The 25,241-nt window shown below is 31.9% G+C and carries 30 protein-coding genes; 14 read left to right on the top strand and 16 right to left on the bottom strand.

All coding sequences use genetic code 11. The annotated features are described in order from the left end of the window. Positions 1-7: 7 nt before the first annotated feature. The 4 genes from Q7C23_RS05275 (at position 8) to Q7C23_RS05260 (ending at position 3,593) form a co-directional block, all read left to right on the top strand. The gene (locus Q7C23_RS05275) at positions 8-1,732 is read left to right on the top strand and encodes a sodium:solute symporter (RefSeq protein ID WP_375031521.1); all 1,725 of its coding nucleotides are present in this window, start codon (positions 8-10) and stop codon (positions 1,730-1,732) included. 172 nt (positions 1,733-1,904) lie between these two features. Next, positions 1,905-2,078, top strand: a complete 174-nt coding sequence (locus tag Q7C23_RS05270) for a hypothetical protein (RefSeq protein ID WP_375031804.1) — start codon at positions 1,905-1,907, stop codon at positions 2,076-2,078. Between the two features lie 197 nt (positions 2,079-2,275). Beyond that, on the top strand, positions 2,276-2,884 hold the full coding sequence (locus tag Q7C23_RS05265; RefSeq protein ID WP_375031520.1) for a hypothetical protein: 609 nt from the start codon (positions 2,276-2,278) through the stop codon (positions 2,882-2,884). Positions 2,885-2,963: 79 nt separating this feature from the next. Beyond that, positions 2,964-3,593, top strand: coding sequence for an MCP four helix bundle domain-containing protein (locus Q7C23_RS05260; protein WP_375031519.1), 630 nt, complete (start codon positions 2,964-2,966; stop codon positions 3,591-3,593). Positions 3,594-3,596: 3 nt separating this feature from the next. On the opposite strand, the gene Q7C23_RS05255 is transcribed toward Q7C23_RS05260, so the two are convergent. The 7 genes from Q7C23_RS05255 to Q7C23_RS05225 form a co-directional block, all read right to left on the bottom strand. Further along, positions 3,597-4,007 carry a DUF1348 family protein gene (locus tag Q7C23_RS05255; RefSeq protein WP_375031518.1) on the bottom strand — a complete coding sequence of 137 codons (411 nt, stop codon included), beginning with the start codon at positions 4,005-4,007 and terminating at the stop codon, positions 3,597-3,599. Between the two features lie 2 nt (positions 4,008-4,009). Further along, positions 4,010-4,534 (bottom strand): TetR/AcrR family transcriptional regulator, encoded by a 525-nt coding sequence (locus Q7C23_RS05250; RefSeq protein ID WP_375031517.1) that lies wholly within the window; start codon positions 4,532-4,534, stop codon positions 4,010-4,012. A 179-nt stretch (positions 4,535-4,713) separates the two neighbouring features. After that, a complete protein-coding gene (locus Q7C23_RS05245) occupies positions 4,714-5,556 on the bottom strand; it encodes a DUF2911 domain-containing protein (protein WP_375031516.1) in 843 nt (280 codons plus the stop codon). A 70-nt stretch (positions 5,557-5,626) separates the two neighbouring features. After that, on the bottom strand, positions 5,627-6,289 hold the full coding sequence (locus Q7C23_RS05240) for an HAD family hydrolase (protein WP_375031515.1): 663 nt from the start codon (positions 6,287-6,289) through the stop codon (positions 5,627-5,629). Positions 6,290-6,386: 97 nt separating this feature from the next. Further along, on the bottom strand, positions 6,387-7,103 hold the full coding sequence (locus Q7C23_RS05235; RefSeq protein WP_375031514.1) for a ThiF family adenylyltransferase: 717 nt from the start codon (positions 7,101-7,103) through the stop codon (positions 6,387-6,389). 80 nt (positions 7,104-7,183) lie between these two features. Further along, entirely contained in the window at positions 7,184-7,855 is a 672-nt protein-coding gene (locus Q7C23_RS05230; RefSeq protein ID WP_375031513.1) for a TatD family hydrolase, read from the bottom strand. After that, positions 7,855-8,454, bottom strand: a complete 600-nt coding sequence (locus tag Q7C23_RS05225) for a DUF1684 domain-containing protein (protein WP_375031512.1) — start codon at positions 8,452-8,454, stop codon at positions 7,855-7,857. Before Q7C23_RS05225 ends, Q7C23_RS05230 begins: the two co-directional genes overlap by 1 nt. Before the next feature lie 99 nt (positions 8,455-8,553). Here Q7C23_RS05225 and Q7C23_RS05220 point away from each other — a divergent pair, with 99 nt between their 5' ends. From Q7C23_RS05220 to Q7C23_RS05185, 8 genes are all read left to right on the top strand, one after another. Next, the gene (locus Q7C23_RS05220) at positions 8,554-9,771 is read left to right on the top strand and encodes an MDR family MFS transporter (RefSeq protein WP_375031511.1); all 1,218 of its coding nucleotides are present in this window, start codon (positions 8,554-8,556) and stop codon (positions 9,769-9,771) included. 164 nt (positions 9,772-9,935) lie between these two features. Beyond that, complete coding sequence (locus Q7C23_RS05215; RefSeq protein WP_375031510.1) at positions 9,936-10,304, top strand: BlaI/MecI/CopY family transcriptional regulator; 369 nt, start codon at positions 9,936-9,938, stop codon at positions 10,302-10,304. Positions 10,305-10,315: 11 nt separating this feature from the next. After that, complete coding sequence (locus Q7C23_RS05210) at positions 10,316-11,944, top strand: M56 family metallopeptidase (protein WP_375031509.1); 1,629 nt, start codon at positions 10,316-10,318, stop codon at positions 11,942-11,944. Between the two features lie 33 nt (positions 11,945-11,977). Beyond that, positions 11,978-12,346 carry a BlaI/MecI/CopY family transcriptional regulator gene (locus Q7C23_RS05205; RefSeq protein ID WP_375031508.1) on the top strand — a complete coding sequence of 123 codons (369 nt, stop codon included), beginning with the start codon at positions 11,978-11,980 and terminating at the stop codon, positions 12,344-12,346. 5 nt (positions 12,347-12,351) lie between these two features. Beyond that, positions 12,352-14,097, top strand: a complete 1,746-nt coding sequence (locus Q7C23_RS05200; RefSeq protein WP_375031507.1) for a M56 family metallopeptidase — start codon at positions 12,352-12,354, stop codon at positions 14,095-14,097. A 30-nt stretch (positions 14,098-14,127) separates the two neighbouring features. Next, positions 14,128-15,573 carry a serine hydrolase gene (locus Q7C23_RS05195; protein WP_375031506.1) on the top strand — a complete coding sequence of 482 codons (1,446 nt, stop codon included), beginning with the start codon at positions 14,128-14,130 and terminating at the stop codon, positions 15,571-15,573. A gap of 82 nt (positions 15,574-15,655) precedes the next feature. Next, the gene (locus Q7C23_RS05190; RefSeq protein ID WP_056191105.1) at positions 15,656-15,796 is read left to right on the top strand and encodes a hypothetical protein; all 141 of its coding nucleotides are present in this window, start codon (positions 15,656-15,658) and stop codon (positions 15,794-15,796) included. A gap of 110 nt (positions 15,797-15,906) precedes the next feature. Then, a complete protein-coding gene (locus Q7C23_RS05185) occupies positions 15,907-16,752 on the top strand; it encodes a DMT family transporter (RefSeq protein ID WP_375031505.1) in 846 nt (281 codons plus the stop codon). Positions 16,753-16,839: 87 nt separating this feature from the next. Here the strand turns inward: Q7C23_RS05185 and Q7C23_RS05180 are convergent, their stop codons facing one another. Then, on the bottom strand, positions 16,840-17,394 hold the full coding sequence (locus tag Q7C23_RS05180; protein WP_375031504.1) for a fasciclin domain-containing protein: 555 nt from the start codon (positions 17,392-17,394) through the stop codon (positions 16,840-16,842). A gap of 212 nt (positions 17,395-17,606) precedes the next feature. Here Q7C23_RS05180 and Q7C23_RS05175 point away from each other — a divergent pair, with 212 nt between their 5' ends. Together Q7C23_RS05175 and Q7C23_RS05170 are read left to right on the top strand one after the other, a co-directional pair. After that, a complete protein-coding gene (locus Q7C23_RS05175) occupies positions 17,607-18,134 on the top strand; it encodes an ExbD/TolR family protein (protein ID WP_375031503.1) in 528 nt (175 codons plus the stop codon). Positions 18,135-18,147: 13 nt separating this feature from the next. Further along, positions 18,148-18,687, top strand: coding sequence for an ExbD/TolR family protein (locus tag Q7C23_RS05170; RefSeq protein ID WP_375031502.1), 540 nt, complete (start codon positions 18,148-18,150; stop codon positions 18,685-18,687). A gap of 254 nt (positions 18,688-18,941) precedes the next feature. Here Q7C23_RS05170 and rpsA read toward each other — a convergent pair whose 3' ends face one another. The 8 genes from rpsA to Q7C23_RS05130 form a co-directional block, all read right to left on the bottom strand. Beyond that, a complete protein-coding gene (gene rpsA / locus Q7C23_RS05165) occupies positions 18,942-20,720 on the bottom strand; it encodes a 30S ribosomal protein S1 (protein WP_089354646.1) in 1,779 nt (592 codons plus the stop codon). Between the two features lie 407 nt (positions 20,721-21,127). Then, the gene (locus tag Q7C23_RS05160; RefSeq protein WP_375031501.1) at positions 21,128-21,622 is read right to left on the bottom strand and encodes a hypothetical protein; all 495 of its coding nucleotides are present in this window, start codon (positions 21,620-21,622) and stop codon (positions 21,128-21,130) included. After that, positions 21,622-21,783, bottom strand: coding sequence for a hypothetical protein (locus tag Q7C23_RS05155; protein ID WP_375031500.1), 162 nt, complete (start codon positions 21,781-21,783; stop codon positions 21,622-21,624). The genes Q7C23_RS05160 and Q7C23_RS05155 overlap by 1 nt, the downstream gene beginning before the upstream one ends. A 53-nt stretch (positions 21,784-21,836) precedes the next feature. Next, positions 21,837-21,977 (bottom strand): hypothetical protein, encoded by a 141-nt coding sequence (locus Q7C23_RS05150; protein ID WP_375031499.1) that lies wholly within the window; start codon positions 21,975-21,977, stop codon positions 21,837-21,839. Between the two features lie 173 nt (positions 21,978-22,150). Further along, a complete protein-coding gene (locus Q7C23_RS05145) occupies positions 22,151-22,381 on the bottom strand; it encodes a hypothetical protein (RefSeq protein WP_375031498.1) in 231 nt (76 codons plus the stop codon). Between the two features lie 26 nt (positions 22,382-22,407). Next, positions 22,408-23,784 (bottom strand): nucleoside permease, encoded by a 1,377-nt coding sequence (locus Q7C23_RS05140; protein ID WP_375031497.1) that lies wholly within the window; start codon positions 23,782-23,784, stop codon positions 22,408-22,410. A gap of 68 nt (positions 23,785-23,852) precedes the next feature. Beyond that, on the bottom strand, positions 23,853-24,545 hold the full coding sequence (gene cmk / locus Q7C23_RS05135) for a (d)CMP kinase (RefSeq protein WP_375031496.1): 693 nt from the start codon (positions 24,543-24,545) through the stop codon (positions 23,853-23,855). A gap of 43 nt (positions 24,546-24,588) precedes the next feature. Continuing rightward, positions 24,589-25,191: a murein L,D-transpeptidase catalytic domain-containing protein gene (locus Q7C23_RS05130; RefSeq protein WP_375031495.1), complete on the bottom strand. Its 603-nt coding sequence runs from the start codon at positions 25,189-25,191 to the stop codon at positions 24,589-24,591. Positions 25,192-25,241: the final 50 nt, after the last annotated feature.

Here is a 25,241-nt window from a genome sequence, read left to right as displayed (position 1 = left end):
ATAACCTATGCAACTATTTGATTGGATCGTACTGATTGTTACTCTTTTATTCATTGTTGGATATGGTTCCTGGAAAACCAAAGGAAGTAAAAACGTTGAGGATTTTATTTTAGGAAACAACGAAACGCCTTGGTATACTGTTGGACTTTCAGTGATGGCAACTCAGGCCAGCGCGATTACATTTCTATCTACACCAGGACAGGCTTATCATGACGGAATGGGTTTTGTACAATTCTATTTTGGTTTACCAATTGCCATGATTGTGATTTGTGTGACTTTTATTCCGTTATATCATAAAAATAAAGTTTATACTGCATATGAGTTTTTGGAGAAACGTTTTGATGTTAAAACACGTTCTCTTGCTGCCATTCTTTTTTTAGTGCAAAGAGGTTTAGGAACCGGATTGACTATTTATGCACCGGCTATTATTCTTTCAGCGCTTTTAGGATGGAATTTAACTGCGATGAACATCATGATTGGTGTTTTAGTTATCATTTATACTTTTTCAGGAGGAACAAAAGCCGTCAACGTAACGCAGAAACAACAAATGTTTGTAATTATGTCCGGAATGTTTATCACCTTTTTCCTGATTCTGCATTACTTACCAAACGATATGACTTTTACCAGTGCGATGCATATTGCAGGTGCCAATGACAAAATGAATATTGTTGATTTCTCTTTTGATCCGGAAGAAAAATATACATTTTGGAGTGGAATTACGGGAGGTTTTTTTCTTGCCCTCGCCTATTTCGGAACAGATCAGTCTCAGGTTGGTCGCTATTTATCCGGAAAATCAGTTCGTGAAAGTCAAATGGGATTGATTATGAACGGGCTTTTAAAAGTTCCAATGCAGTTCTTTATTTTGTTAACCGGAGTTATGGTATTTGTCTTTTTTCAATTCAATCCTGTTCCATTAAATTTTAATCCAAATAATAAAATTGTAATTGAAAAATCGGCTTATAAAGAAGAATATCACGCTTTAGAGAAAAAACTGATTACGCTTTCAGAAGATAAAAAAGTTGTCAATTTATTATACATCGATCAGCTCAATCAGGATTATGACAATCCTATTTTGCGTAAAGAATTAGTAGCTTTATCCAACAAAGAAAAAGACCTTCGGGATCGTGCCAAAGAAATCATTTCGAAAGCCGACAGCAATAGTGAAACCAATGATAAAGATTATGTTTTTTTTCATTTCATTTTACATTATTTGCCAAAAGGTTTAATTGGTTTGTTGTTGGCGGTAATTTTATCGGCTGCAATGTCATCAACAGCTTCGGGATTAAATGCTTTGGCTTCAACAACAGCAATTGACATTTACAAACGAAATCTGAAAACTGAGAAATCGGAAAAGCATTATTTGAACGCAACCAAATTCTTCACTTTGTTTTGGGGAGTTATAGCGATACTTTTCGCCTGCGTAGGTACTTTGTTTGAGAATTTAATTCAGCTGGTAAATATCATTGGATCTATTTTCTATGGAACTGTTTTAGGGATCTTTTTGGTTGGGTTCTATCTTCGTCACGTTCAGGCAAAGCCAATGTTTTATAGTGCCATTATTAGCCAAATCACCATTTTTATCATCTATTATTTCATGATTTATACGCAGGAAAAACTAGGTTATTTGTGGTTGAACTTTATTGGTGCTATATTGACAATAGTGTTGGCGTTAGTGATGCAGTTTTTGTTTTTTAAAGGGAAACCAGATGTGGAGGAAGTAGTCTTGGAGTAACTATCAATATCAACATGGATAAGTTAAAAAACGCGCTGTTTTTTTGTTCTTCTTTCACTGAAAAATCAGGAAGAATTGAATACGCAATTTATTGTTCTTTATTTCTTTTATTGTCCTGCTTAGCTGTAGATTTGCAGCGTAGTGTTAATTTAGATAATGAAAAAATCCTAATATATTTTATACCTGTCTTATTATTTTAATAACATTTGTTCCAATGCAAGCCGCAACTACAAGGAGATGGAGAGATTTAAATGCCAATCCTACGTTTGTCATTTTTAATTTTATTCCGATATTGAATATTGCTTTTGCTATTTTCTTATTGTTTGCAAAGAAAAATATTAAGTAACATGTAAAATCGATAGGATTGAAAATGTTTACTGTTTAACTATAAAGATTAATTTTATTAGATTTTCCAATGAAAACAGTTAAAACAAACCAATAATTCGACAATCTCTTTTCTAAATAAACAATTCTTCTACAATTTGTAATTAAAAAGCACTATTTTAGTATGTCTCAAAATTAATCTTAAACAAAGATTTTCAAATGAAATTTTCAGAAGACATTCAAACATTACTTCCTTTAGGATATCTCTATCTCGTAGTATTAGGAATATTAAAAGAAAGTTTTTTTTATTATCAATTCGGTATTAATATTTTGAAATACTCTACTATTATGGACATCTTAATTAGTCCAATTGCTGAGTTTACTTCAAACCCTATAACTTTAATACTCATTATTGTACTTTTTTCGTTTCATTTTTATTTACCAAAGCTGCTGCTAAAACATCGTGGAAATAAAACGGTACAGAAAACATTTGAACTAAAATCTACAGCAGAATTATCACAACAGGAAGCAAAGAATTACTACAATTTGATTTCCTTCAAGATTTTTGCCATAGTACTATTGTCCTTATTTATGGGAACGGGTATTGGCTCAGGTTATTTTACTTTAAAAAATATTAAAAATAATAAAGCTAAGTATGATTATAAAGTAAGTTATAATAGCGGCGAGTCAGAGCAGATTTATCTTATTGGCTCAAACAGCATTTATTACTTTTATGCTGTAAAAGGAAGTAAAAACATGAAAATTGTACCAATAGCAGCTGTAAAAAGTATTGAAAAAAATATAAAAGGAAGCTTTTTATCACAATAAATACGAGATTACTACTCTTTTTTTTTTAGTATTACAGCTGTATTTTTTGAACATATTCCGACTAAAAATTCGCATCACTATGAAAGATCTAAAGAAATACAGCAATAAAACAAAAGCGGCTTTCATTTTACTGATTGTAATGTTGATCATCTTATTGAGTAATTTCAATACGTTACGAAACTCTAAAAATGTAAACGAAAACATTAATGCCATTTACAACGATCGTTTAATGGTGTCACATTACATTTTTCAATATGCAAAAGAACTTCATTTTATAAAAAGCGAAGCTGAAAAACTGGACTTAAGTGATAATATTAAAAAAGATGAAATCATTCACACCTTAAAAATCGTTCACAGTATCGATGATTTGTATGCCAAAACAGTTTTAACCAATAAAGAAAAAGAGCATTTTGATGCTTTTTTAGCTTCCTGCAAAGAAATTAACAATCAGGTTGAAAATAAAAACTGGAGCAAAATTGCTTATTCCAGCGGAGAAGCTCTTAAAACTCTCGAATCACTATCTCAAATTCAGATAAAAGAAGGTAAAGCTAAACTAGCCAGTGCAAATAAGATGTATAACGACAATAATAGTCTTGGACAACTCCAGATTGCATTGCTGATTATTTTAGGTGGTATTACGTTCTATCTTTTGATCGTGAAAAAAATCAAAAGAAGTATCAAAATTCCAGAACCGCCAAGTATGAATTAATTATTACAATTTTCGGTCTTCTTCTTTAATTGCAAGATCATTTATGCTGGCAAATCTTTTTTGCATTAGACCATTCGAATCAAATTCCCAATTTTCATTTCCGTAGGCCCTAAACCAGTTTCCGTTAAGATCCTGATATTCATACTCAAATCGAACTGCAATCCTGTTTTCTGTATGTGCCCAATATTCTTTTTTCAATTTATAATTAATTTCTTTTTTCCATTTTTGAGTTAAAAAGAGCACAATCTCTTCCCTTCCATTTACAAATTGATCACGATTTCTCCATTCGCTATCAACTGTGTACGCTTTCGAAACTCGTTCCGGATCCTGGCTGTTCCAGGCATCTTCTGCTAATTGAATTTTTTCATTTGCCGTTTCTAAATTGAAAGGTGGCAATGGTAATTTTTGTTCCATTTTTATAAAATTAAAGTTTGTATGATTTTTTTTGATTGTTCAATAAGCTGATTTGATTTAAATAACTGACTTTCGACTATACAACTCTCAAACAATAAGTACACATGATCTGATAACAGTTTTTCCTTGATAATATTCTGAAAATAAACTCTTAAATCATGTTTGTGATTCTGAAGTACATTTAAAATTTTAATATTATCTGAAGGAATTTCCGAAAGTATATTCAGAAAACTACAGCCTCTGAAGTTCTCTTTTTTATTCATAAAGATCAAAAAATCAAAGGAAGCCACTATTCTTGCTTTAGTTTCTTTTTCATCAACTGTAAATTCTTTCAATTGATTAAACCAGAAAGTGTGACGTGCATCTAAAAAGGCAACACATAAATCTTCTTTTGATTTAAAATGCTGATAAAAACTGGCTTTTGCCACTTTAGCCTCTTCAATAATCTGATTAATACCAGTAGCATTATAACCTTGCTGATGAAATAATACAGCTGTTTTCTCTAAAATTCGTTCTTTCGGCGACATTCCAATTAAAATTTATGATTACAAATGTATAAAACTTTCTACACATACAGACAAGTCTGTCTATGTTTTTTTTTCTAGTTTATAGATAAAAAAAAATCCAAATTCTAAAACTTCTACAAGCCTTGGAATTTGGATTTTTATCCCGAGAATTCGGGATTGGAATTTTGAAGTTTAAAGCCTTATCTGCTCCACTCCGCAATACTGTCTTTATTCATTTTTACGTAATCCTGATTGTTAGCAGTTTCAGCAGCTGCTAATGAAACTTTTGCAGTTTCAACAGCTCCTTTTTTATCACCTTGTTTTGCCTGAATCAATGATTTTAATCTTAAGATATAGTATGGTTTTTCAGTACTCATATCTAACGATTTATCAACGTACGTTCTTGCAGTTTCAATGTTTCCGTTTGATTGGAACAAATACTGCGCTGCAGCAAAGTAGTCATTTGAAGATGGTCCAGCCAAAACTTTATCGATACTTGCCGTAGCCGCTTTTGCTGTTGGAACTTCGAATTTTAATGCTACATGAGAATTTTCCCAAGCCATTTCTAAATAAGCGAAGTTCGGATCTAAACCATTGATTCCAATTGTAAAACTTTCAACCGGAGTTGGTAATGCATTTTCTTTAACTGTAGTCCTCAAGGCAACATAAGCATCGCTCCAGCTTTCAGGTAATCCCCAGTTGTCTGTAGAAAGATAAAAAATCACCTCCCAGCTTTCGATTTTAGGAATAGTATAAATTGCATATTTTCCTTTCTTTAATGTTTTACCGTCAATAATAACATCATCACTAAAATTAATGATTGTGTTTTCATTAGCTCCCGTTCTCCATAATTTACCAAACGGAACTAAATTTCCGAATACAGCTCTACCTCTTGCTCCAGGTCTTGAATAGGTAACTTCAACATCTGTTAAACCAACTGTTTGTTTAATATAAGCTTTTGGACTTGCCTGTGGTGTTTTTATTTGTGCTTCTGTAGCAAATGGGGCTAAAATAATAGCTAATGCAATAAGTATTTTTTTCATTATTAGGTTTTATTTGTTTTGTTCAAATTTACAAATTCAATTAGGGAACAAATGTTAAATTTAACTTAATTCAAGCGTCCCATTGTGATATTTTTTCAGCGTTCAATTCATTGAAATGATTGATAATTGTATCAGCATCAGACAAATCTTGTAAATTCGAATGCTGGCTATTATATCCTATACAATAAATTCCGGCTGCTTTTGCCGCTTTTACACCATTTGTACTGTCTTCAATTACAATACAATTTTCTTTTGGCGCAATAGACAAAGAAGCCGCGTGTAAAAAAATAGCAGGATTTGGTTTCGATTGTGGAAAATCTTCACCACTTACAATATGAGAGAAAAACCGATGCAGATTGAATCGTGTAAAAACCCGTTCAATTGTAACTTTTGATGCCGAAGAAGCTAAAATCAACTGGGTTCCACTAGCGTATAAATCTTTAATCAAATCTTCAACACCTTCAAGTAAATACAAATCTTCTTTAGTATCAAAAGCATCATTAAAAATATTTCTCTTTCTCTGAATTAAATCTTCAACTTCGTGATCAATAGTTGGAAAAAATCCTTTTAAACTCTGAAATGTATTTCGGGTTGATAATCCGGTAAACGAAGTATACATTTCCTCAGATACTTCAATATTTAACTCTGAAAATTGCTTGTAATAGGCATAACGGTGTACAGGTTCAGTATCTACGATGACACCATCCATATCAAAAATTACTGTTTTTATCATCTTTTTTTAAGTTGCTAAGGTTCTGAGAAACTAAGATTCTAAGTTTTTAAGCCACACACTTAGTAACTCAGAACTTTAGCATCTTAGCGTCTTTTTTCTACTCTTTTTTAAGTAAGTGACGAATCACCGTTTCTGCTGCGTGAAGACCAAATAAGCCTGGCATATAACTGTTTGTTCCGTAGAAAGATTTTTTGAAGTTTTTCCCGTCGGTTAATTTTAAGCTTTTTTCATCTTGGATTTCAGAAGAAAATACCACCTTTAATTTATTGATTTTTTCTGCTTTTAGACGTTTACGGATGGTCTTAGAAAAGTAACAGTTTATTGTTTTAGAAATATCCGTTACTTTTACTTTTGAAGCTAACATTTTTCCGCCAGCACCCATACTGCTTAATATTTTTACTCTTTTGCGTTTTGCTGCAATAATCAAATTAAGTTTTGGCGTAATACTATCTATACAGTCCAAAACGTAATCAAATTCAGGAGAAACGATTTCAAAAGCTCTTTCCGGAGATAAAAATTCCTCAACTCGCGTTAGTTTTAATTCCGGATTAATATCCATTAAACGATCTCCAACAATAGTAATTTTTGGTTGTCCAACTGTTGAATGCAAGGCTGGTAATTGACGATTAATATTAGTAATATCAACAACATCACCATCAACTATTGTCATACTCCCTACTCCCGCTCTCGCCAAAAACTCAGCGGCAAACGATCCTACTCCTCCTAGACCAACTACCAAAACATTGGAGTTTTTTAAGTTTTCTAATCCCTCTTTTGTAAATAAAAGCTCGGCTCTTTCTGTCCACTCTGCCATAAAATCTTTTGTTTATTTTGTTTTATTTTGTTTGCTTCGCCAATTAGGCTAAAGCCTCGAGTCAAGTTTCAGGTTTCACTCTAAAGTCTTGACTCTCTATTCTCTATTCTCTGAAATATTCTTTCAAAATTACTTGAAATAACCTCTTGTAACTCTTTAATTGTTATGTTTTTATATCCTGCAGCTAAATCATATACCTGCTGAATATTTTCTTCAATCGTATCAGTTTCCAATAAAAACCGATCGCTTGGAATTTGCTGAAATACTATTTTTAATTCCGGATTTCTCAGTAAATATTTTCCAAAAGAAATATAAAATCCTTCCTTAATTAATTGGTTTGCCAGTTGACTATTTTTTGAAAACCCGTGAATAATCATCGGAACGGAGATTTTCATTTTCTTCTTAATTTCAATTACTTCCTGAAAGGCAGCTACGCAATGAATAACGACAGGTTTTTTATACTTTTCGGCTAAAGCCAATTGCTTTTCAAAAATTATAATTTGTTGATCTAGCGTAATTTCAATTCTTTTATCTAAACCGCATTCTCCAATCGCAAGACAATTTTTCGTTTGCAATTTTTCTTCAATAATTTTCAGATCAGCTTCAATTCTATCCTGAACAATATACCACGGATGAATTCCGATAGAATAATATGGAATTGAAGTATCAAACTCATTTGGATACTGATTGACCAATTCCAAAATATTGGGTTGATTTGTAAATTGGTGTGTATGAAAATTAAAGAATTCCATTAGTGAAAAGTCTTTACTCCTGCTTTAATTTCAATATTCAAATCATTTTCCAAAGGAACTAACGGACAAGAATATTTATGGTTATAAGCACAATACGGATTGTAAGACTGATTGAAATCAACAGCAATAGTATTTCCTTTTGGAATCTTCAAATTAATGTATCTTCCTCCTATATAACTTTCCTTTCCTGAAGTTAAATCTGAAAAAGGGAGAAACAAATGATCTTTATATTCATCTGTTTTCGCAAGATCAATACTTCTATATACATTTAATTGCAATGCTTTACCTTCAAGAGTAAAGTATAAAGTACCGTACTTGATATATTTTGGTGTTCTTGTTCCGGTCGTTTTCATTTCGAAAACTTTTTCATTTTTGGCCTTTACAAATTTTGCATTGACATAATACTTGGCATTAATAGGATAAAAATCTAAAGTTTTAAAAACTTTTAGATCTTCTTCCATTAACGGACTCGTCTTAGGATCAGCATATTCTGAATTGATAGTCTTCTGAAATTTTTCTGTTTCTTTTTTATCAAATTTCTTTTGACTGAAGCCAAAACTAAAAGTTAATAATAAAGTAAGAAATGCGATTTTCTTCATCTTGGAAATTTTGAACAAAAATAGTTTAAAAGTAACAAAGCAGCAACCGCGATACGTGACAAAGTTTCCTAACTTTGTTGCAAATAACATATTTTTATAATGCTTAAAACTGCAGCCAACCACTACATCAATAATTTTAGGGGATTTTCAAGAGAAATTTGGATACTTACATTAGTCACTTTCATCAATCGTGCCGGTACTATGGTACTTCCTTTTTTATCAAAATACTTAAAGGAAGACCTTCATTTCTCTTATAATCAGGTTGGTTGGATTATGGTTGCATTTGGTTTAGGTTCGATGTTGGGATCTTGGCTAGGAGGAAAACTTTCGGATAAAATTGGGTTTTACAAAATCATGATTTTCAGTTTATTTACCAGCGGAGTCTCCCTTTTCTTTGTACAATATATAACAACATTTTGGGGATTGTGTATTGCGATGTTCCTTTTAATGGTCATTGCAGACATGTTCAGACCAGCAATGTTCGTATCTCTCGGAGCGTACGCTAAACCCGAAAATAGAACACGTGCTTTGACATTAGTGCGTTTAGCCGTAAATCTAGGTTTCGCTGCCGGACCAGCTTTGGGCGGATTGATTATTATGGGAATTGGTTACTCTGGATTGTTCTTGGTTGACGGTGCTTCTTGTATAATATCGATTTCTATTTTTGCTTTATTAGTAAAAGAAAAGAAAAAAGTTGACCACGGTGATAAAATGGAAAGCGCATCAAATAAAAAATCAGTTTTTTATGATCGAATCTTTTGGGTTTTCTTATTTGTGAGTTTTGTAACGGCTATGATTTTCTTTCAGCTTTTCACGACGCTTCCTTTATATCATAATGAGAAATTCGACTTAAGTGAATTTCAAACCGGTTTATTAATGACTTTAAACGGACTTTTGATTTTTGCTTTAGAAATGCCAACGGTTGGATTTATGGAGCGTAAAGGTTTCCCGAAAATTAAAATCATTATTCTGGGATCCTTTGTTATGGCTTCAAGTTTCTTTTTGCTTCTTATAAATATCTGGGCCGGAATTCTTGTTATTAGCATGATTTGTATTTCAATTGGAGAGATTTTAACCTTTCCCTTTTCTAATGCTTTCGCTTTAAGTCGTGCCCCGCGTGGTCAGGAAGGCCGTTATATGGCATTGTATACTATGAGTTTTAGTTTGGCTCATATTATTAGTTCCAAAGTTGGTTTTGAAATCATCACCCGATTAGGTTACCAAATCAACTGGTTTTTCATGGCTTCTATTGGAGTTGTGGCTACTCTTTGTTGTTTCTGGATTAAAAAAGCCTTACTTCTCGAAAAAAACATTTAAACAATTTTAACGCTTAAATTGCTCAAATTCAATTTATTACTTTTAAATTTGAATCGATTTTCTCTGTTTTTAATTCAAATCAAACTTAATTTTTAGTTAAATAACTATTTTTATAGTTGCGTAACTAGAAAAATAGTTGTATGTTTGAATTAAAATTAGAAAACATGCAAAAGTTAACCAACAAAGAAGAAGAAATCATGCACATTTTATGGAAGCTTAAAAAAGCTTTTGTAAAAGAGGTTCAGGCTGAGATAACTGAAGATCAACCGCATTACAATACACTTTCGACTATTGTTCGTAATCTTGAGGAAAAGGGTTTTGTAGCACATAATGCTTTTGGGAATACACATCAGTACTACCCGATAATTACTTTAGAAGCCTATAGCAAAAAGTACATGAAAACGGCTATTGATAATTATTTTAATAGCTCTTATAAAAATATGGTTTCATTTTTTGCCAAAGAAGAAAAAATCTCTGCAGCTGAATTACGTGAAATCCTGGCCATGATAGAAACTCCAAAAGAAGACAAGTAAAAATATTGTTTATGGAAGCACTTTTTATTTATATCGCAAAATCAGCAGGCTTAGTTATTTTATTTTATTGCGCTTACTATTTCTTGTTACGCAAAGAAACTTTTTTCAATAGTAACAGGTGGTTTTTATTGACCGGTTTAATTACTTCAGCAATACTTCCATTGGTAGTTTATACTAAAGTGATTTGGGTTGATCCAACTCCACTTTCAAATGTAAATTATGCATCGTTATATTCAGCGCAAATAGAAAAAGATGTTTCTGAAATTAACTGGAGTTTAGTACTAGTTGCTATCTATACTATTGTAGTTTTAGCTTTACTTATAAAATTTGCTTTTGATTTCTATAGTTTAAATTCAGTTATAAAAGGAAAACAAATAAAACAACAAGCTGATTTTAAATTTGTTGATATAAACGAAAACATTGCTCCATTTTCCTATTTTGAATATATAGTGTACAACTCATCAATGTACACGCCTTCTGAATTAGAAAGCATTTTGGAGCACGAAAAAGTGCACAGTGATCAAAATCATACGATGGATGTTTTGATTGCGAGAGCTTTCTCTATATTATTTTGGTTTAATCCAGTAATATGGCTATTTAAGAAAGCAATAACTCAAAATCTTGAATTTATCGCAGATGCAGTAGCAGCTCAGAAAATATCAGATAAAAAAGCCTATCAATACACGCTTTTAAAAATTACAACTCATGAAAGTTGTCTATCAATCACCAATCATTTTTATCAATCATTAATCAAAAAACGAATTGTCATGTTAAACAAAAATCAATCAAAAAAAAGGAGCTCCTGGAAACTCTATGTTGTCATTCCAGCACTCGCCGCTTTTGTACTTCTATTTCAGGTTGAAGTAATTGCAAAAGAAAAAAGAGAAATTGCAACGAAAGAACTTAGCAAAAAAGAGGGTTCTGTTGATGTTTACAAAATAAACAAAACAACAACTGATCAACAATTAAAAGAAATGGCTAAAAAAATGAAGCTAAATCATAATGTTGATGCAAAGATTTCTGACGTTGAAAGAAATTCAAAAAATGAGTTAACAGCTATTAGATTTGATCTAAAAAGAGGTTCTGAACAATCACAGTCTTACAGCGTCAAAGGAAATAAAGCAATAAAAGATTGTGAAATTGTTATTGAAACTGAAAGTGACGGTTCTAAAAAAATAGGTTTAAAAACGGACAAGCAAATTGACGAAATTAAAATCGTTGATAAAGAACGTAAAGTCGAAGTAAAAAAAGTTATAAACTCTAAAACCAACTGTGATGTTAAAACTACTGATAATACTCATACAAGCATTAGTACAAGCACTAGTGCAAATAATACAGATACTAATGTAAATACTAATGTAAATACTAAGATAAATACGAATGTTAAAGTTGGTTATAATAAAAATATAACTATTGAGCCAAAACTGCAAACAAACATAAGTGTAGTATCAAACGACAATATTAATACGCAATCAAAGCAATTAATTATTGTCAACGGAGAAGTTGTTTATGATGGAAAAATTAGAGATTTGAACTCCGACAACATTAAAACAGTACATATTTATAAAAGTTCAAAAACATCAGCTAAAGATGGTGAAGATGATAAAAATAGTGTTATTGAAATTGAAACTAAAGAATAATTTTCAATTTGAAATTAAAAACTAACCAAAACCATGTTAAAAATAACCAACAAAGAAGAAGAAATAATGCATATTTTATGGAAGCTTAAAAAAGCTTTTGTAAAAGAAATTCAGGCAGAAATCACAGAAGATCAACCGCATTATAATACGCTTTCGACTATTGTTCGAAATTTGGAAGAGAAAGGATATGTAAGTCATAATGCTTTTGGAAATACACACCAATATTTCCCAATTGTAAGTATTGAAGATTACAGAAAAGGTTTCATGAGTACTGCAATTGATAATTATTTCAACAGTTCTTATAAAAGTATGGTTTCGTTTTTCGCCAAAGAAGAAAAAATCTCAGCGGCCGAATTACGCGAAATCTTAGCTATGATTGAAAAACCAAACAAAGACAAATAAGCATTATGGAAGCATTTTTCACTTTTATTGCCAAATCAAGCGGATTATTAGTATTATTTTACTGCGCTTACTTTTTATTACTACGTAAAGAAACTTTTTTCAATAGCAACAGATGGTTCCTATTAGCCGGTCTTATCACTTCAGTAGTTTTGCCTTTTGTGGTTTACACCAAAATTGTATGGGTCGACCCTACTCCAATGCCTGTTATGAATTATGCTGCTGGATATACTCCATCTATTAATAATAGTATTGCAGAAGAGTCTTTTGAAATCAATTGGAATTATGTTGCGCTTATTATTTACGGAATTGGTTTTCTGGCGCTTATCATAAAGTTTGCAACTGATTTTTATAGTTTGAACTCCGTTTTAAAAGGTAAAAAAATACAGCAGGAAGCAGATTTTAAATTTATTGATATTGAGGAAAACATTGCGCCATTTTCTTATTTTGATTATATCGTATACAACTCATCACTGTACAGCGCTTCAGAATTAGAAAGTATTTTAGAACATGAAAAAGTTCATAGTGATCAAAATCATACAGTAGATGTGATTATTTCAAGAATTTTTTGTGTGCTATTTTGGTTCAATCCTATTATTTGGTTATACAAAAAAGCAATTCTTCAAAATCTTGAGTTCATCGCGGATAATGAAGCTGCCAAAAAAATATCAGACAAAAAAGCGTACCAATACACGCTTTTAAAAATAACAACGCATGAAACGTGTGTTGCCATCACCAATCATTTTTATCAATCATTAATCAAAAAACGAATTGTCATGTTAAACAAAAATCAATCAAAAAAAACAAATTACTGGAAGTATTGCACCATAATTCCGGCACTTGCTGCATTTGTATTTTTATTTCAAATAGAAATCATAGCGCAAGAGAAAAAAGAAACTCAGCAAGTTTCTACAGCTGCTTCAGATGATGTTTACAAAATCGAAAAAACAACAACAGATCAGGAATTAAAAGTAATCTCTGAAAAAATAAAACAAAAACACGATTTTGATGTTGCTATCTCGAATGTCAAAAGAAACACAGATAGTGAATTGACAGCCATCAAAATGAACATTAAAAAAGGGTCTCATGAGGTTCAGACCATTGAGATAAATGGAGACGAAGCAATAAAAAGCTTTGATCTTGTGGTATCAACTGACGACGATAATGTTAAAAAAATTGGCGTTGTTACAGATGGTGAAGCAAACGACTCCATGATGCTTCAGGATCGCGTTGCAGATGTTGATGAAGTAGATGGTCCTGATGTTAATGATATGCATGTTGCACCTCCTGCTCCACCGGCTCCTCCAAGAATAGATATTATTACACCTCCGGCAGCACCCGCTTTTCCTGGCGGATCAATGCCAAAGTTACCAACTATAGACATGTCGAAAATGCCTAAAGCGCCGGCACCGCCAGCAAACCCACGAGATAAAGTAGCGATGGCCAATTTCGAGAAAGATATGGCTGAGTTTGAGAGAAAAATGGAAGCTTTTGAACCAACTCTTTCTGCTTACGAAAAACAAGTTGATGAAATCATGTCTAAACATGAAGCGATGTATGGTAAGGATATGGAAAAGTATGAAATTGCCATGGAAAAATTCAGCGTTGAGATGGAAAAGTACGGAAAGTACATAGAAGAAACAGTTGGAAGAGACATGAAAGAGTATGAAAAGAGTATGAAAGCTTACGAAAAGGACATGAAAGCTTATGAAAAAGAAATGAAGAAAATGGAGAAAGAAAGTAAAAAATCTTAATTTTCAAATATTCACTTCTAAAATTCATAAATGAAAAAATCTATTTTCGTCGCTCTTCTATTCATTTTTAATCTTTCTTTTAGTCAAAATAAAGAACGTAGATCTACAGAAGAACAAATCGATCAATACATTGAAAATGTAATTGAAATAAACGAAATTCCTGGTGCGGCATTAGCCGTAATAAAAGACGGAAAAATAATTTATGAGAACTATTTTGGAAAAGCCAACTTAGAAGAAAATAAAGCAGTGGATAAAAACACTGCTTTTAAAATTTTCTCCACAACCAAATTAATTACAAGTGTTGGTGTTTTTCAACTTATAGAAACCGGTAAGTTATCTTTAGAAGATCCAATTTCTAAATACTTAGAGAATTTACCCCAAGAATGGCAGGAAACAAAAGTCAAAAATTTACTGACACATTCTTCTGGTCTTCCAGACATTGTACAATTTGAAGACATTTCGTTTTCATTGCCGTATACTGAAAAAATTTCTTTGCTGGCAAAAAAACCAATGCAATTTGAGATTGGCAATCAATACCGTTACAATCAAACCAATTATTTGTTTTTAGCCAAAATCATTGAAAAAATTACAGGTCAATCTTTTGAAGAGTATATTTTAAAAAATCAATTTCCAGACGCAAAATCTAATGCTTTCTTTTTATCCAATTTTGGACAAATCACTCCAAATGGTGCTGTTCGTTATAATTATAATATCGAAAATAAGAAATACGAGAAAAACAATTATAACAGCGGCCCTGATTCACATTCAGCAAATGGATTAAACATTACATTATCTGAATTTATTAAATGGAATAAAAATCTGGATAAAGATGTTTATCTTAAAAAAGAAACTAAATATTCGATGTGGCAACCCTTTCCTTTTGCTAATAATACAGATCGTTTTGCATATGGCTGGGAAATTGTTCCTGTAAATAAAATTCTCTCGTATGGTTTTACTGGAGGTAATGAAACTGCTTTTAGAAAGTTTACCAATAATGATGTAACGATTATCTTTTTATCTAATGGTCATAAATATTCTAGTTTATACGTTCAAAGTCAGGTTATAAATCATGTCGCTTCACTTGTAGATAAAACACTAACGGATGGTTATCTTTTAGCTGGAGAAAAAATTAATCAGGATTTTTTGAAACTCGAAATTTCAGCATCACTAAAAAATTATTTGGCGATTAAAAAAAATCATCCCGATTGGAATTTTGAGTACCGATTAAATACCATCGGCTATACCTTAATGAATAATGGCAGACTGAATGACGCCATTAAAGTTTTTGAATTGAACACCAAAGAAAACCCGAAATCAGGCGGCGCATTTGACAGTTTGGCTGAAAGTTACTTTAATGACAATCAATTCGAAATAGCTAAGCAAAACTATGAAAAATCGCTAGAGTTATCACCTGATAATTCAAATGCAAAAGAGATGCTTGAAAAAATTAAAAGACAGCTTTCTAAAAAATCATAATAACAGACTATTGTAATCCAATAAAAAAGACTTTGCACAACTGCAAAGTCTTTTTTATATCTTTGAAAAAAACAAACCTACTATGTTTAAAATTTTAGCCAAAATAAATAAAATCCTTTTACCAAGTTTTACCAAACAAGGATTAGATATTTCTAAAGCAAAAAAATGGCAGATGGCTATTATTGGTTATCGTGCCTATGTAACAAAACGTGCTTTAGAATAAAATCTTACTTTTTTAGTTGCTTCTTTATAACACATTTTTCCTATTTGAACTGGATTGAAATGTATCCTTCGAAACTTATTTCGTACTTTTGCAGTCCATTTCAATTTCGCATGAAAAATAAAGAATTCAACCTTCCTCCTGTCCCTGCAGTATTATTATCAATCATAAGTGTACAATGTGGTGCAGCTATTGCAAAAACGCTGTTTCCCGCAATTGGTGCGGCAGGAACGGCTTCTATACGAATTGGGATTTCGGCTATAATTTTACTTTTAGCGTACCAACCAAACTTAAAACAAATCACCGGTAATCAGTGGAAAATTGTGGTGCCGTATGGTTTAGCTTTGGGTGCTATGAATTTAATTTTTTATTTGGCTATTGAAAGAATTCCGATTGGACTGGCTGTCACTTTAGAATTCATAGGGCCTTTATTAGTTGCCATAATCGGATCTAAAAGATTAATTGATTATTGTTGGGTTTTGCTTGCGGCAATGGGTATTGTATTAATTGCTCCGTGGTCCAATGACAGAATCGATTTGCTTGGCGTTGTATTTGCTCTTTTAGCAGGTGCACTTTGGGCAGCCTATATTGTTTTGGGTGGAAAAATTTCCAAAATTATGAATGGTGGTCAGGCTGTTTCTACCGGAATGCTGTTTGCTGCTATTTTAATATTACCCTTCGGGCTTCTCGAAAACGGACTTGCTAATCTTACTCCAAAGTTTTTGGGTATGGGAGTCGCATTGGCTCTTTTGTCTAGTGCTATTCCGTTTACTCTAGAAATGAAAGCATTAGGTCAGCTTCCTCCACGTACTTTTAGTATTTTAATGAGCTTAGAACCAGCTGCTGCAGCAATTTGTGCTTTTATTTTTTTGCAGGAAAGTTTAAGTTTTTATGAAATTTTGGCTGTGGTTTGTGTAGTTGTTGCTTCTGCCGGATCGACTTTAACAGCTAAAAGATAAAACTATAAAATCTCAAAAATAAAATTCCAAATTCAACTTTTAAAGGTGGGATTTGGAATTTTTATTTTTTTGTAGTTTGAATAAGTATTACATTTTTGGTAATAACACAGTATCAACCACGTGAATTACACCATTAGATTGATTCACATCAGCAATTGTAACTTTAGATTTGTTACCGCTTTCGTCACTAATGTATAAAGCTGCACCATCCATCCACGCAGTTAAAGTTCCACCGCTGACAGTTTTAAGCGTTGCTTTTCCTTTACCCATTTTAATTGCTTTAGCAATATCAGAAGAGTTCATTTTTCCGGCAACAACATGATAGGTTAAGATCGTTTGCAATGTTTTGATATTCTCTGGTTTCACTAATGTTTCAACAGTTCCTGCTGGTAATTTATCGAACGCTGCATTTGTTGGGGCAAAAACGGTGAATGGTCCTTTACTTTGCAATGTTTCAACTAAACCTGCAGCTTTTACAGCAGCGACCAATGTAGTATGATCTTTGGAGTTAACGGCATTTTCGACAATATTTTTATTAGGATACATTGCAGCTCCACCAACCATTACTGTTTTTTGTGCAAAAGATGTAAATGCAAATCCAAGTGTTAAGATTGCTACGGCTAAAAGTTTTCTAGTTTTCATAAATACTATTTTAAGTTATAAGCTCATTTACGGGATAGTTTTCGATTTGGTTTTACGAAAAATTCAAAAAACATTTTAAACCATTGAAAAAACTTCAAAAACTCCTATAAACCAACATATTAATTCGTTAATTTATTTTTAAATATTTTTTAAACCGACAATCTTATTGTATTACTTTTATTACTAACTTTAATAACAAAATTGATTCATTTATGGAAAATCTACCCAAAAAAGTAAGAAGCAAAAAGTTGAATACAAGAGTTGATTTAACCGCAATGGTGAGCATTTCATTTTTGCTGATTATATTTTTTATGGTTACAATCGAATTAGCAAAACCAAAAGGTTTTGATTTAGCGCTACCAGATAAAGAGCTTGGATGTGGCGGTGAAGGTGGTTGTAGTAGGGGAAATCGTTTATATACAATTTTATTGGACGAAAATGATAAAATCATAACTTATTCAGGGATATTAGAATTTGACATGTATACAGCAAAGAAAATTGAATTTGGAAAGAATGGAATTCGTAAAGAAGTATATAGAAAAAAGAAAGAAGTAAGTGATTATATGATATCAGTTGGAAAACCAAAAAGTGGTGTGATAGTAATTATAAAACCTAGTCGAAAAAGTAACTTTAAAAATCTAGTTGATATTTTAGATGAAATGAAAATTGCAAAAATTGATACGTATGCAATTGTAGACGAATATACTCTAGAGGAATCAAAGTTATTAGCTTCTAAATAAAACATTTCAAACCATGGAAAATCTACCAAAAAAAGTAAGAAGTAAAAAATTAAGCACAAGAGTTGATTTAACGGCAATGGTCAGCGTTTCATTTTTGTTGATTATATTTTTTATGGTTACGATTGAGTTGGCTAAGCCGAAAGTGATGGATTTAAGTTTACCTGAAAAATATTACGAAGACAAATGGAGTCACGTCATACATTGTGGTTTAGGAGCTGATGATCGTTTAATAACTATTTTACTCGATGATAATGATAAAATAGTTACTTATTCTGGGCCTTTATTTTATTCGTTAGAAAATCTCAAAATTTTAAATTATGGTAAAAATGGAATCAGAAAAGAATTAGCAATTAAAAATAAAATTATTCGAGAATATTCTACAAAAATTGGAAGACCGAGAAACGGTCCAATTGTAATTATAAAACCGAGCAAAAAGTCAAATTTTAAAAATTTGGTAGATATTTTAGATGAAATGGCAATTGCAAAAATTGATACGTATGCAATTGTCAATGAATTTACTCCCGAAGAATCAAAATTATTAGCTGTAAAATAATCAAACTACTTTTGAAAATGACTGCCCTAGCCAGATAGAAGGAAAAATCCTTTTGTGCCGGTCCCGAGGCTTCGGGAGGCGCAAAAGATTGGAATGATAGCTGGAAATAGCTCCTGAAAATTATGATAATCAATTTTAAAATTTCACTTCTCAAAGTAACAATTTGAAACGTGAAACAAAGAAAACTCGAAACTAAAAAGATAAAAAAAAGTCCCACATTGCTGTGGGACTTTCTATTTAGAGGAAACTAAGAATTATTTTTTCTCAGTTTTTTCCATTTTAGCTTTTAATGCAGCTAATACATCATTGTTATCTCCTAAAGTTGCAGCTGGTGCATTAGTAGATGAAGCAGATGAAGTATTTTCAGTTGCAGCTTTCACGTTTTTCTCTTCTTCTTCACGGAAGATAGCAGTGTGAGAAGCAACTACTCTTTTGAATTCTTTGTTGAATTCGATTACTTTGAAATCAGCAGTATCACCTTTTTTCAATTTCTTTCCGTCTTCTTTTTCAAGGTGACGAGTAGGAATGAAAGCAACGATATCATCTCCGAATTCTACAGTAGCTCCTTTGTCAACAATTTCAGAAATTTCACCATTGTGGATAGTTCCTACAGCGAAAGAATCTTCGTATTGATCCCAAGGATTAGCAGTAGTTTGTTTGTGACCTAAAGATAATTTACGTCCTTCAACATCTAATTCTAATACAACTACATCAAGTTTCTCACCAACATTTACAAATTCAGATGGGTGTTTGATTTTCTTAGTCCAAGATAAGTCAGAGATATAAATTAATCCATCAATTCCTTCTTCTAATTCTACGAAAATACCAAAGTTTGTAAAGTTTCTAACGATACCTGTATGTTTAGAACCTACTGGGTATTTAGAAGTAATATCAGTCCATGGATCCTGAGTCAATTGTTTGATACCTAATGACATTTTACGATCATCTCTATCTAAAGTTAAGATAACAGCCTCAACAACATCTCCAACTTTTACGAAATCCTGAGCAGAACGTAAATGTGTAGACCATGACATTTCAGAAACGTGGATTAAACCTTCAACACCTTCAGCAACTTCGATAAATGCACCGTAATCAGCGATTACAACTACTTTACCTTTTACTTTATCACCAATAGTTAAATTAGCATCTAAAGCATCCCATGGGTGAGCGTTTAATTGTTTCAATCCTAATTGAATTCTTGTTTTCTCATCATCGAAATCAAGGATTACAACGTTTAATTTTTGGTCTAATTCAAGAACTTCACTTGGGTGGTTGATTCTACTCCAAGAAAGGTCAGTAATGTGAATTAATCCGTCAACACCACCTAAGTCAATGAACACACCATAAGAAGTAATGTTTTTAACAACACCTTCTAATACTTGTCCTTTTTGTAATTGACCGATGATTTCTTTTTTCTGTACTTCGATATCAGCTTCGATAAGCGCTTTATGAGATACAACAACGTTTTTGAATTCGTGGTTAATTTTTACCACTTTGAATTCCATCATTTTGTTTACATATACATCGTAGTCTCTAATTGGCTTAACGTCAATTTGAGAACCAGGTAAGAAAGCTTCAATTCCGAAAACATCAACGATCATACCACCTTTAGTTCTGCATTTTACAAAACCATTAACGATTTCTCCTGTTTCATTTGCAGAAATAACTCTATCCCATGATTTAATAGTACGTGCTTTTCTGTGAGATAATACTAATTGACCTGTTTTGTCCTCACGGATGTCGATTAATACTTCTACTTTGTCACCAACTTTTAAGTTCGGGTTGTAACGGAATTCGTTTAAAGAAATAACACCTTCCGATTTTGCGTTGATATCAACGATAACGTCTCTATCTGTAATTCTAACAACTACACCTTCAACTACTTCTTCTTGATCTGTAGCGATGAAAGTTTTTGAAACTAGTTCTTCGAATTCTTGTAAGTTTTTCTCATCTACTGCATCAATTCCTTCTTGGAAGTTATGCCAGTTAAAATTTGCTAAAAACTCTTCTTGTGATTTTAATTGTTCAGACATGCTGATAAAAAATTTGTATTCTGTTTTCCTCGAGTTTCATAAAGCAGTAGAAAAAACAGAAGTTGTTTTACATAAATAGTTGATACCTAAAGGAAACTCTTCTTTGCCAAAAGGTTTGCAAAATTAATACAAATATTTGTAATAGCAAAACAATTCTAAATGATTATCAGCCAATTGTTCAGGAGCAGATGATTTTGGGTTTTTCAAGACGTCCTGTCCCGCTATCCGTTCCAATCTTTTATGTCCGCCACGGCGGACATAAAAGGATTTCCACTTCTATCGGGGCTAGACAAGAACGAATAGTTGTTGTTTTTAAAACCTTTAACTTTAGATTAAAAACAAACCCGACAGGTTTTTAAAATCTGTCGGGTTTACTATGCGCAACTATCTTTATTAAAGAGTACATTTTATTCTTTCCAAAACTCTTTTTGAATTTTATCGTATTCAATTTTAGTAAATTTGTTTTTACTTTTAGAATATGGATCAAGCTGTAACAGCATATATGAGCTTACTGTTCTTTTCATTCTAATACATTGACCTGCTCCATATTCAATAAGCGCATTATCATTTTTATGCTTAAATAGGACCTGTCTGACATAAGGATAATCTTTTTCTACCAATGCTTTAAAAGCATAACAGCGAATAATTGGCTTATCACACTCTGTTAGTGATATTAAAACATCATTATTTGTTTCTCTTGCAAATTTCATAAAGCTTTCTCTTTCTTCTATTCCAGAAAACAGCCCCACATTGTCAATTCTAAATTCGGAATATGCTTTGTTTAGCTTTTCATTTTTTAAAAGTTCCTTAAGGTTTATTGTTGGAGCAAAATTATCAATTTTCTTTTCGCAACTTAAAATCACAAAAAAAAGACCTATACAAAAAGTTTTAAAGTACTTCATTATTTCTTAATTCTTTTAATCCAAAACAATCCTCCCAAAACAGAAACAGGTGCAAAAATAAAAATCGCCAGCAATTGCGTCCAGGAACTACCACCTGATTTAAGAAGCGAAAAAGTCGCAAAACCAGCCATAATCACAAAAAGCACAAAATTAACTTTCAAGTTTTTAGCCTTTGATGTTAACTGAGCCACAAGTCCGCTGATGAACGAAAAAACTATTCCGTAAAAAAAGTCCAAACCATAAATAATTTCGAAGCCTCTTCATGTGGATTCACTTCTGAGAATTTAAAAAGAAATATCGAACTAATTACAAAAATGGCGTAACCAATAATAACTCCTAAGATTTGTCTAATCATAATCGTAACAATTTTAATTACAAAATCAAATTTAAGTTTTTTAATAGAATCTTAATCTTTTACAAGTTACTTTTTAAAAACAACTAACCCGACAGGTTAAAAGCCTGTCGGGTTTACTATGTACAACTATCTTTGTCAAAGTTTCAAACTTTGACAAAGATTTACTTGAGAGATTATTTCAATTTAGAAATATGTTTGAGAAGTTTTTTCTCGTATTTGTCTCTTTCTTTAGCTCCGACTTTCCCTATAAATTTATCTTTCATTTCATAAAGAGAATAGTATTTTATTTTGTCTTTGCTATAACATTCATATGTATAATTCATTTTAACAAAAAATACCACAGTGATTTCCTTATGAAAACATTGTGGTATTTTATATTTATTATTTTTTTTCTCTTTTTTCAAAACGATAAGCTTTGAAAAAAATATTTTTAATGACTCAAATTCTCCAATTCCTTTGGATCATGTTTATGTTTAAATAAAATAGCAAAAGCAATTGCAATAACCAAAGCATAAGCCGCAAATGACAACCAGATCGTATGCCAGTCTTTCATTAAAATTGGATTGCTAAAAATTCCTTCCGGAGAAACTGAATTTCCCTGACTTTTTACAAATTCTAACATTTTAGGATTTGTAGTTTCGGTTTGCAAAAATCCAGACAACTCGATTGTATTACTAAAAGATTTTGTGAAAAATCTATCAATTGCCCAACCCGAAGTCAAACTTCCTAAAACTGCTCCTACTCCATTGGTCATCATCATAAACAATCCCTGTGCAGACGAACGTATTTTTGAATCAGTATTGCTTTCTACAAATAACGAACCTGAAATATTAAAGAAGTCAAATGCCATTCCGTAAACGATACAAGACAAAATAATCATCCACAACCCGTCTACTGGATCTCCAAAAGCAAACAATCCGAAACGTAACACCCAAGCCAACATAGAAATCAACATTACCTGTTTGATTCCGAAACGTCTTAAGAAAAACGGAATTGCCAAAATAAATAAAGTTTCAGAAACCTGAGAGATCGACATAATGATTGTCGAATATTCAATTACGAATGAATCTGCATATTTCGGAAAATGTTTGAACTCATCTAAGAAAACATCTCCGTAAGCGTTTGTCAATTGCAATGCACCACCTAAAAACATAGAGAAAACAAAAAATAAAGCCATTTTGTAATTCCCAAATAATTTAAAAGCCTCTAAACCAAAAGTTTCAATCCAAGAAGCGTTTTCTTTAGTTAAACGTTGTGGCTCGCATTTTGGCAATGTAAAAGCATAAATTCCAAGAATTAAAGCTCCAACCCCTGCAATATAAAATTGATATTCTGTCGCTTTACTTCCACTTAAATTTGTAATCCACATGGCAACAATAAAACCTATTGTTCCCCAAACACGAATGGGCGGAAAATCTTTTACAATATTTTTATTATTAAGTTTTAGAGAAGTATACGAAATAGAGTTACTCAATGCAATCGTCGGCATATAGCAACACATTGCAGCAAACATTACATATATAAAGGTATCAGGAGTAGTAACTTGTGCAATTCCAAATAGCACTAAAGCATAAAGTATGTGTAAACCACCGTAAAGTTTTTCTGCATTTACCCAACGATCCGCAATAATTCCTGTTAAGGTTGGCATGAATAAAGAAGCAATTCCCATGGTTCCGAAAACAAGACCAAATTGGGTTCCTTCCCAATTTTTAGTTCCAAACCAATAATTTCCAATAGTAATAAGCCACGCTCCCCAAACAAAAAATTGAAGAAAACTCATTACGATCAATCTGTTTTTAATTCCCATATGATGAAATTGTCTTTTAAATAAAATGAAGCGGTAAAACTACCATTAAAAATGATATCTGCAAAAAACTAAGCCGTTTTAACAACGTCATTTATCAATTCTAAAACAGCTGCAAATTGTTCTTCTCTGGTTAAATAAGAATTATCAATTTCAATAGCATCATCGGCAATGATTAGTGGAGAATCTTCGCGGTGTGTATCTATGTAATCTCTTTCCATGACATTTTTTAAAACATCTTCATAAGACACATCATCACCTTTTTGTTGTAGTTCATCAAAACGTCTTTGGGCACGAGTCTCGGCACTTGCGGTCATAAATATTTTCAACTCTGCATCCCGAAAAACAACAGTTCCTATATCTCTGCCATCCATAACGATCGCTTTGTTTTTTCCCATTTCCTGCTGCTGCTCTACTAATTTAGAACGCACTTCAGAAACTTCAGCCACTTTGCTTACATAATTAGAAACTTCAATTGTTCTGATTTGTTTCTCTACGTTTTCACCATTCAGGTACATTTCAGCAAAACCTAAATCGGCATTAAATTTAAATTCCAATTGAATTTTTGGCAACGCTTCTACAAGTGCTTTTTTATCAAAAGAATCAGCTCCAATGAAGTTATGCTGCATTGCAAACAAAGCAACTGCACGATACATTGCACCGGTATCTACATAAACATATTCCAGTTCTTTTGCTAACTGTTTTGCTAAAGTGCTTTTTCCTGTTGACGAGAACCCGTCGATTGCAATCGTTATTTTTTTCAATTTTTATTATTTTAAATTTAATTCTAACTATTTCAGTTCTTTCCTAGTAATAAATACTCATGACAATATTCGATTGAGAACCATCAATTATTTTAGCCGTTCTCTCAAAATATTTTTTATTGACCATGGGACAACCAAAACTGTTGCAAATATATCCTTTTTGCTCCTGATATGGAACATCAAAATAGTAATGAAAAACAATATCACGATAAAAAGCATTATTATTGGTTTTATCTAATCCGTATAATTTATAAGCTTTGCCAAACTTTCCGTAATAAGGATTTCCAATATAATATTTACCCAATGAAGTGCTGAGAGAATTTGGAATATTACTGAACTTCAATTTTCCTTTAACGTTAGTTTCAGAGCCAGAACCGTGGGCCACCAGACCTTTATCTATAATTTTATTTGTCTTTAAATCATAAACAAAGAAACGATTCTTGCCAGACGGTATTTTCATATCAATAAAAAATGCAATTCTTTTATTATATTTAGAATTGCCTTCTACCAGCCTTTTAACCTCATTTATATGTTTAAGCTCAATTGTTCCGGTAGCAGATGAAGAATGTTTATTGTTTTTATAAATAATTTTATACCCTATAAAAACAAAAAGTATCATAAGAAAAACGATTAAGATCTTCTTCATATGATACTTGTTATTAAATTATAAATATTAAAACTAAATGGAAGTGTCTT

The sequence above is a fragment of the Flavobacterium sp. LAR06 genome (assembly GCF_041946075.1).
Lineage (GTDB): Bacteria > Bacteroidota > Bacteroidia > Flavobacteriales > Flavobacteriaceae > Flavobacterium.
The sequence above is the reverse complement of the archived record's forward strand: the minus strand, read 5'-3'. Positions and strand labels throughout refer to the sequence as shown.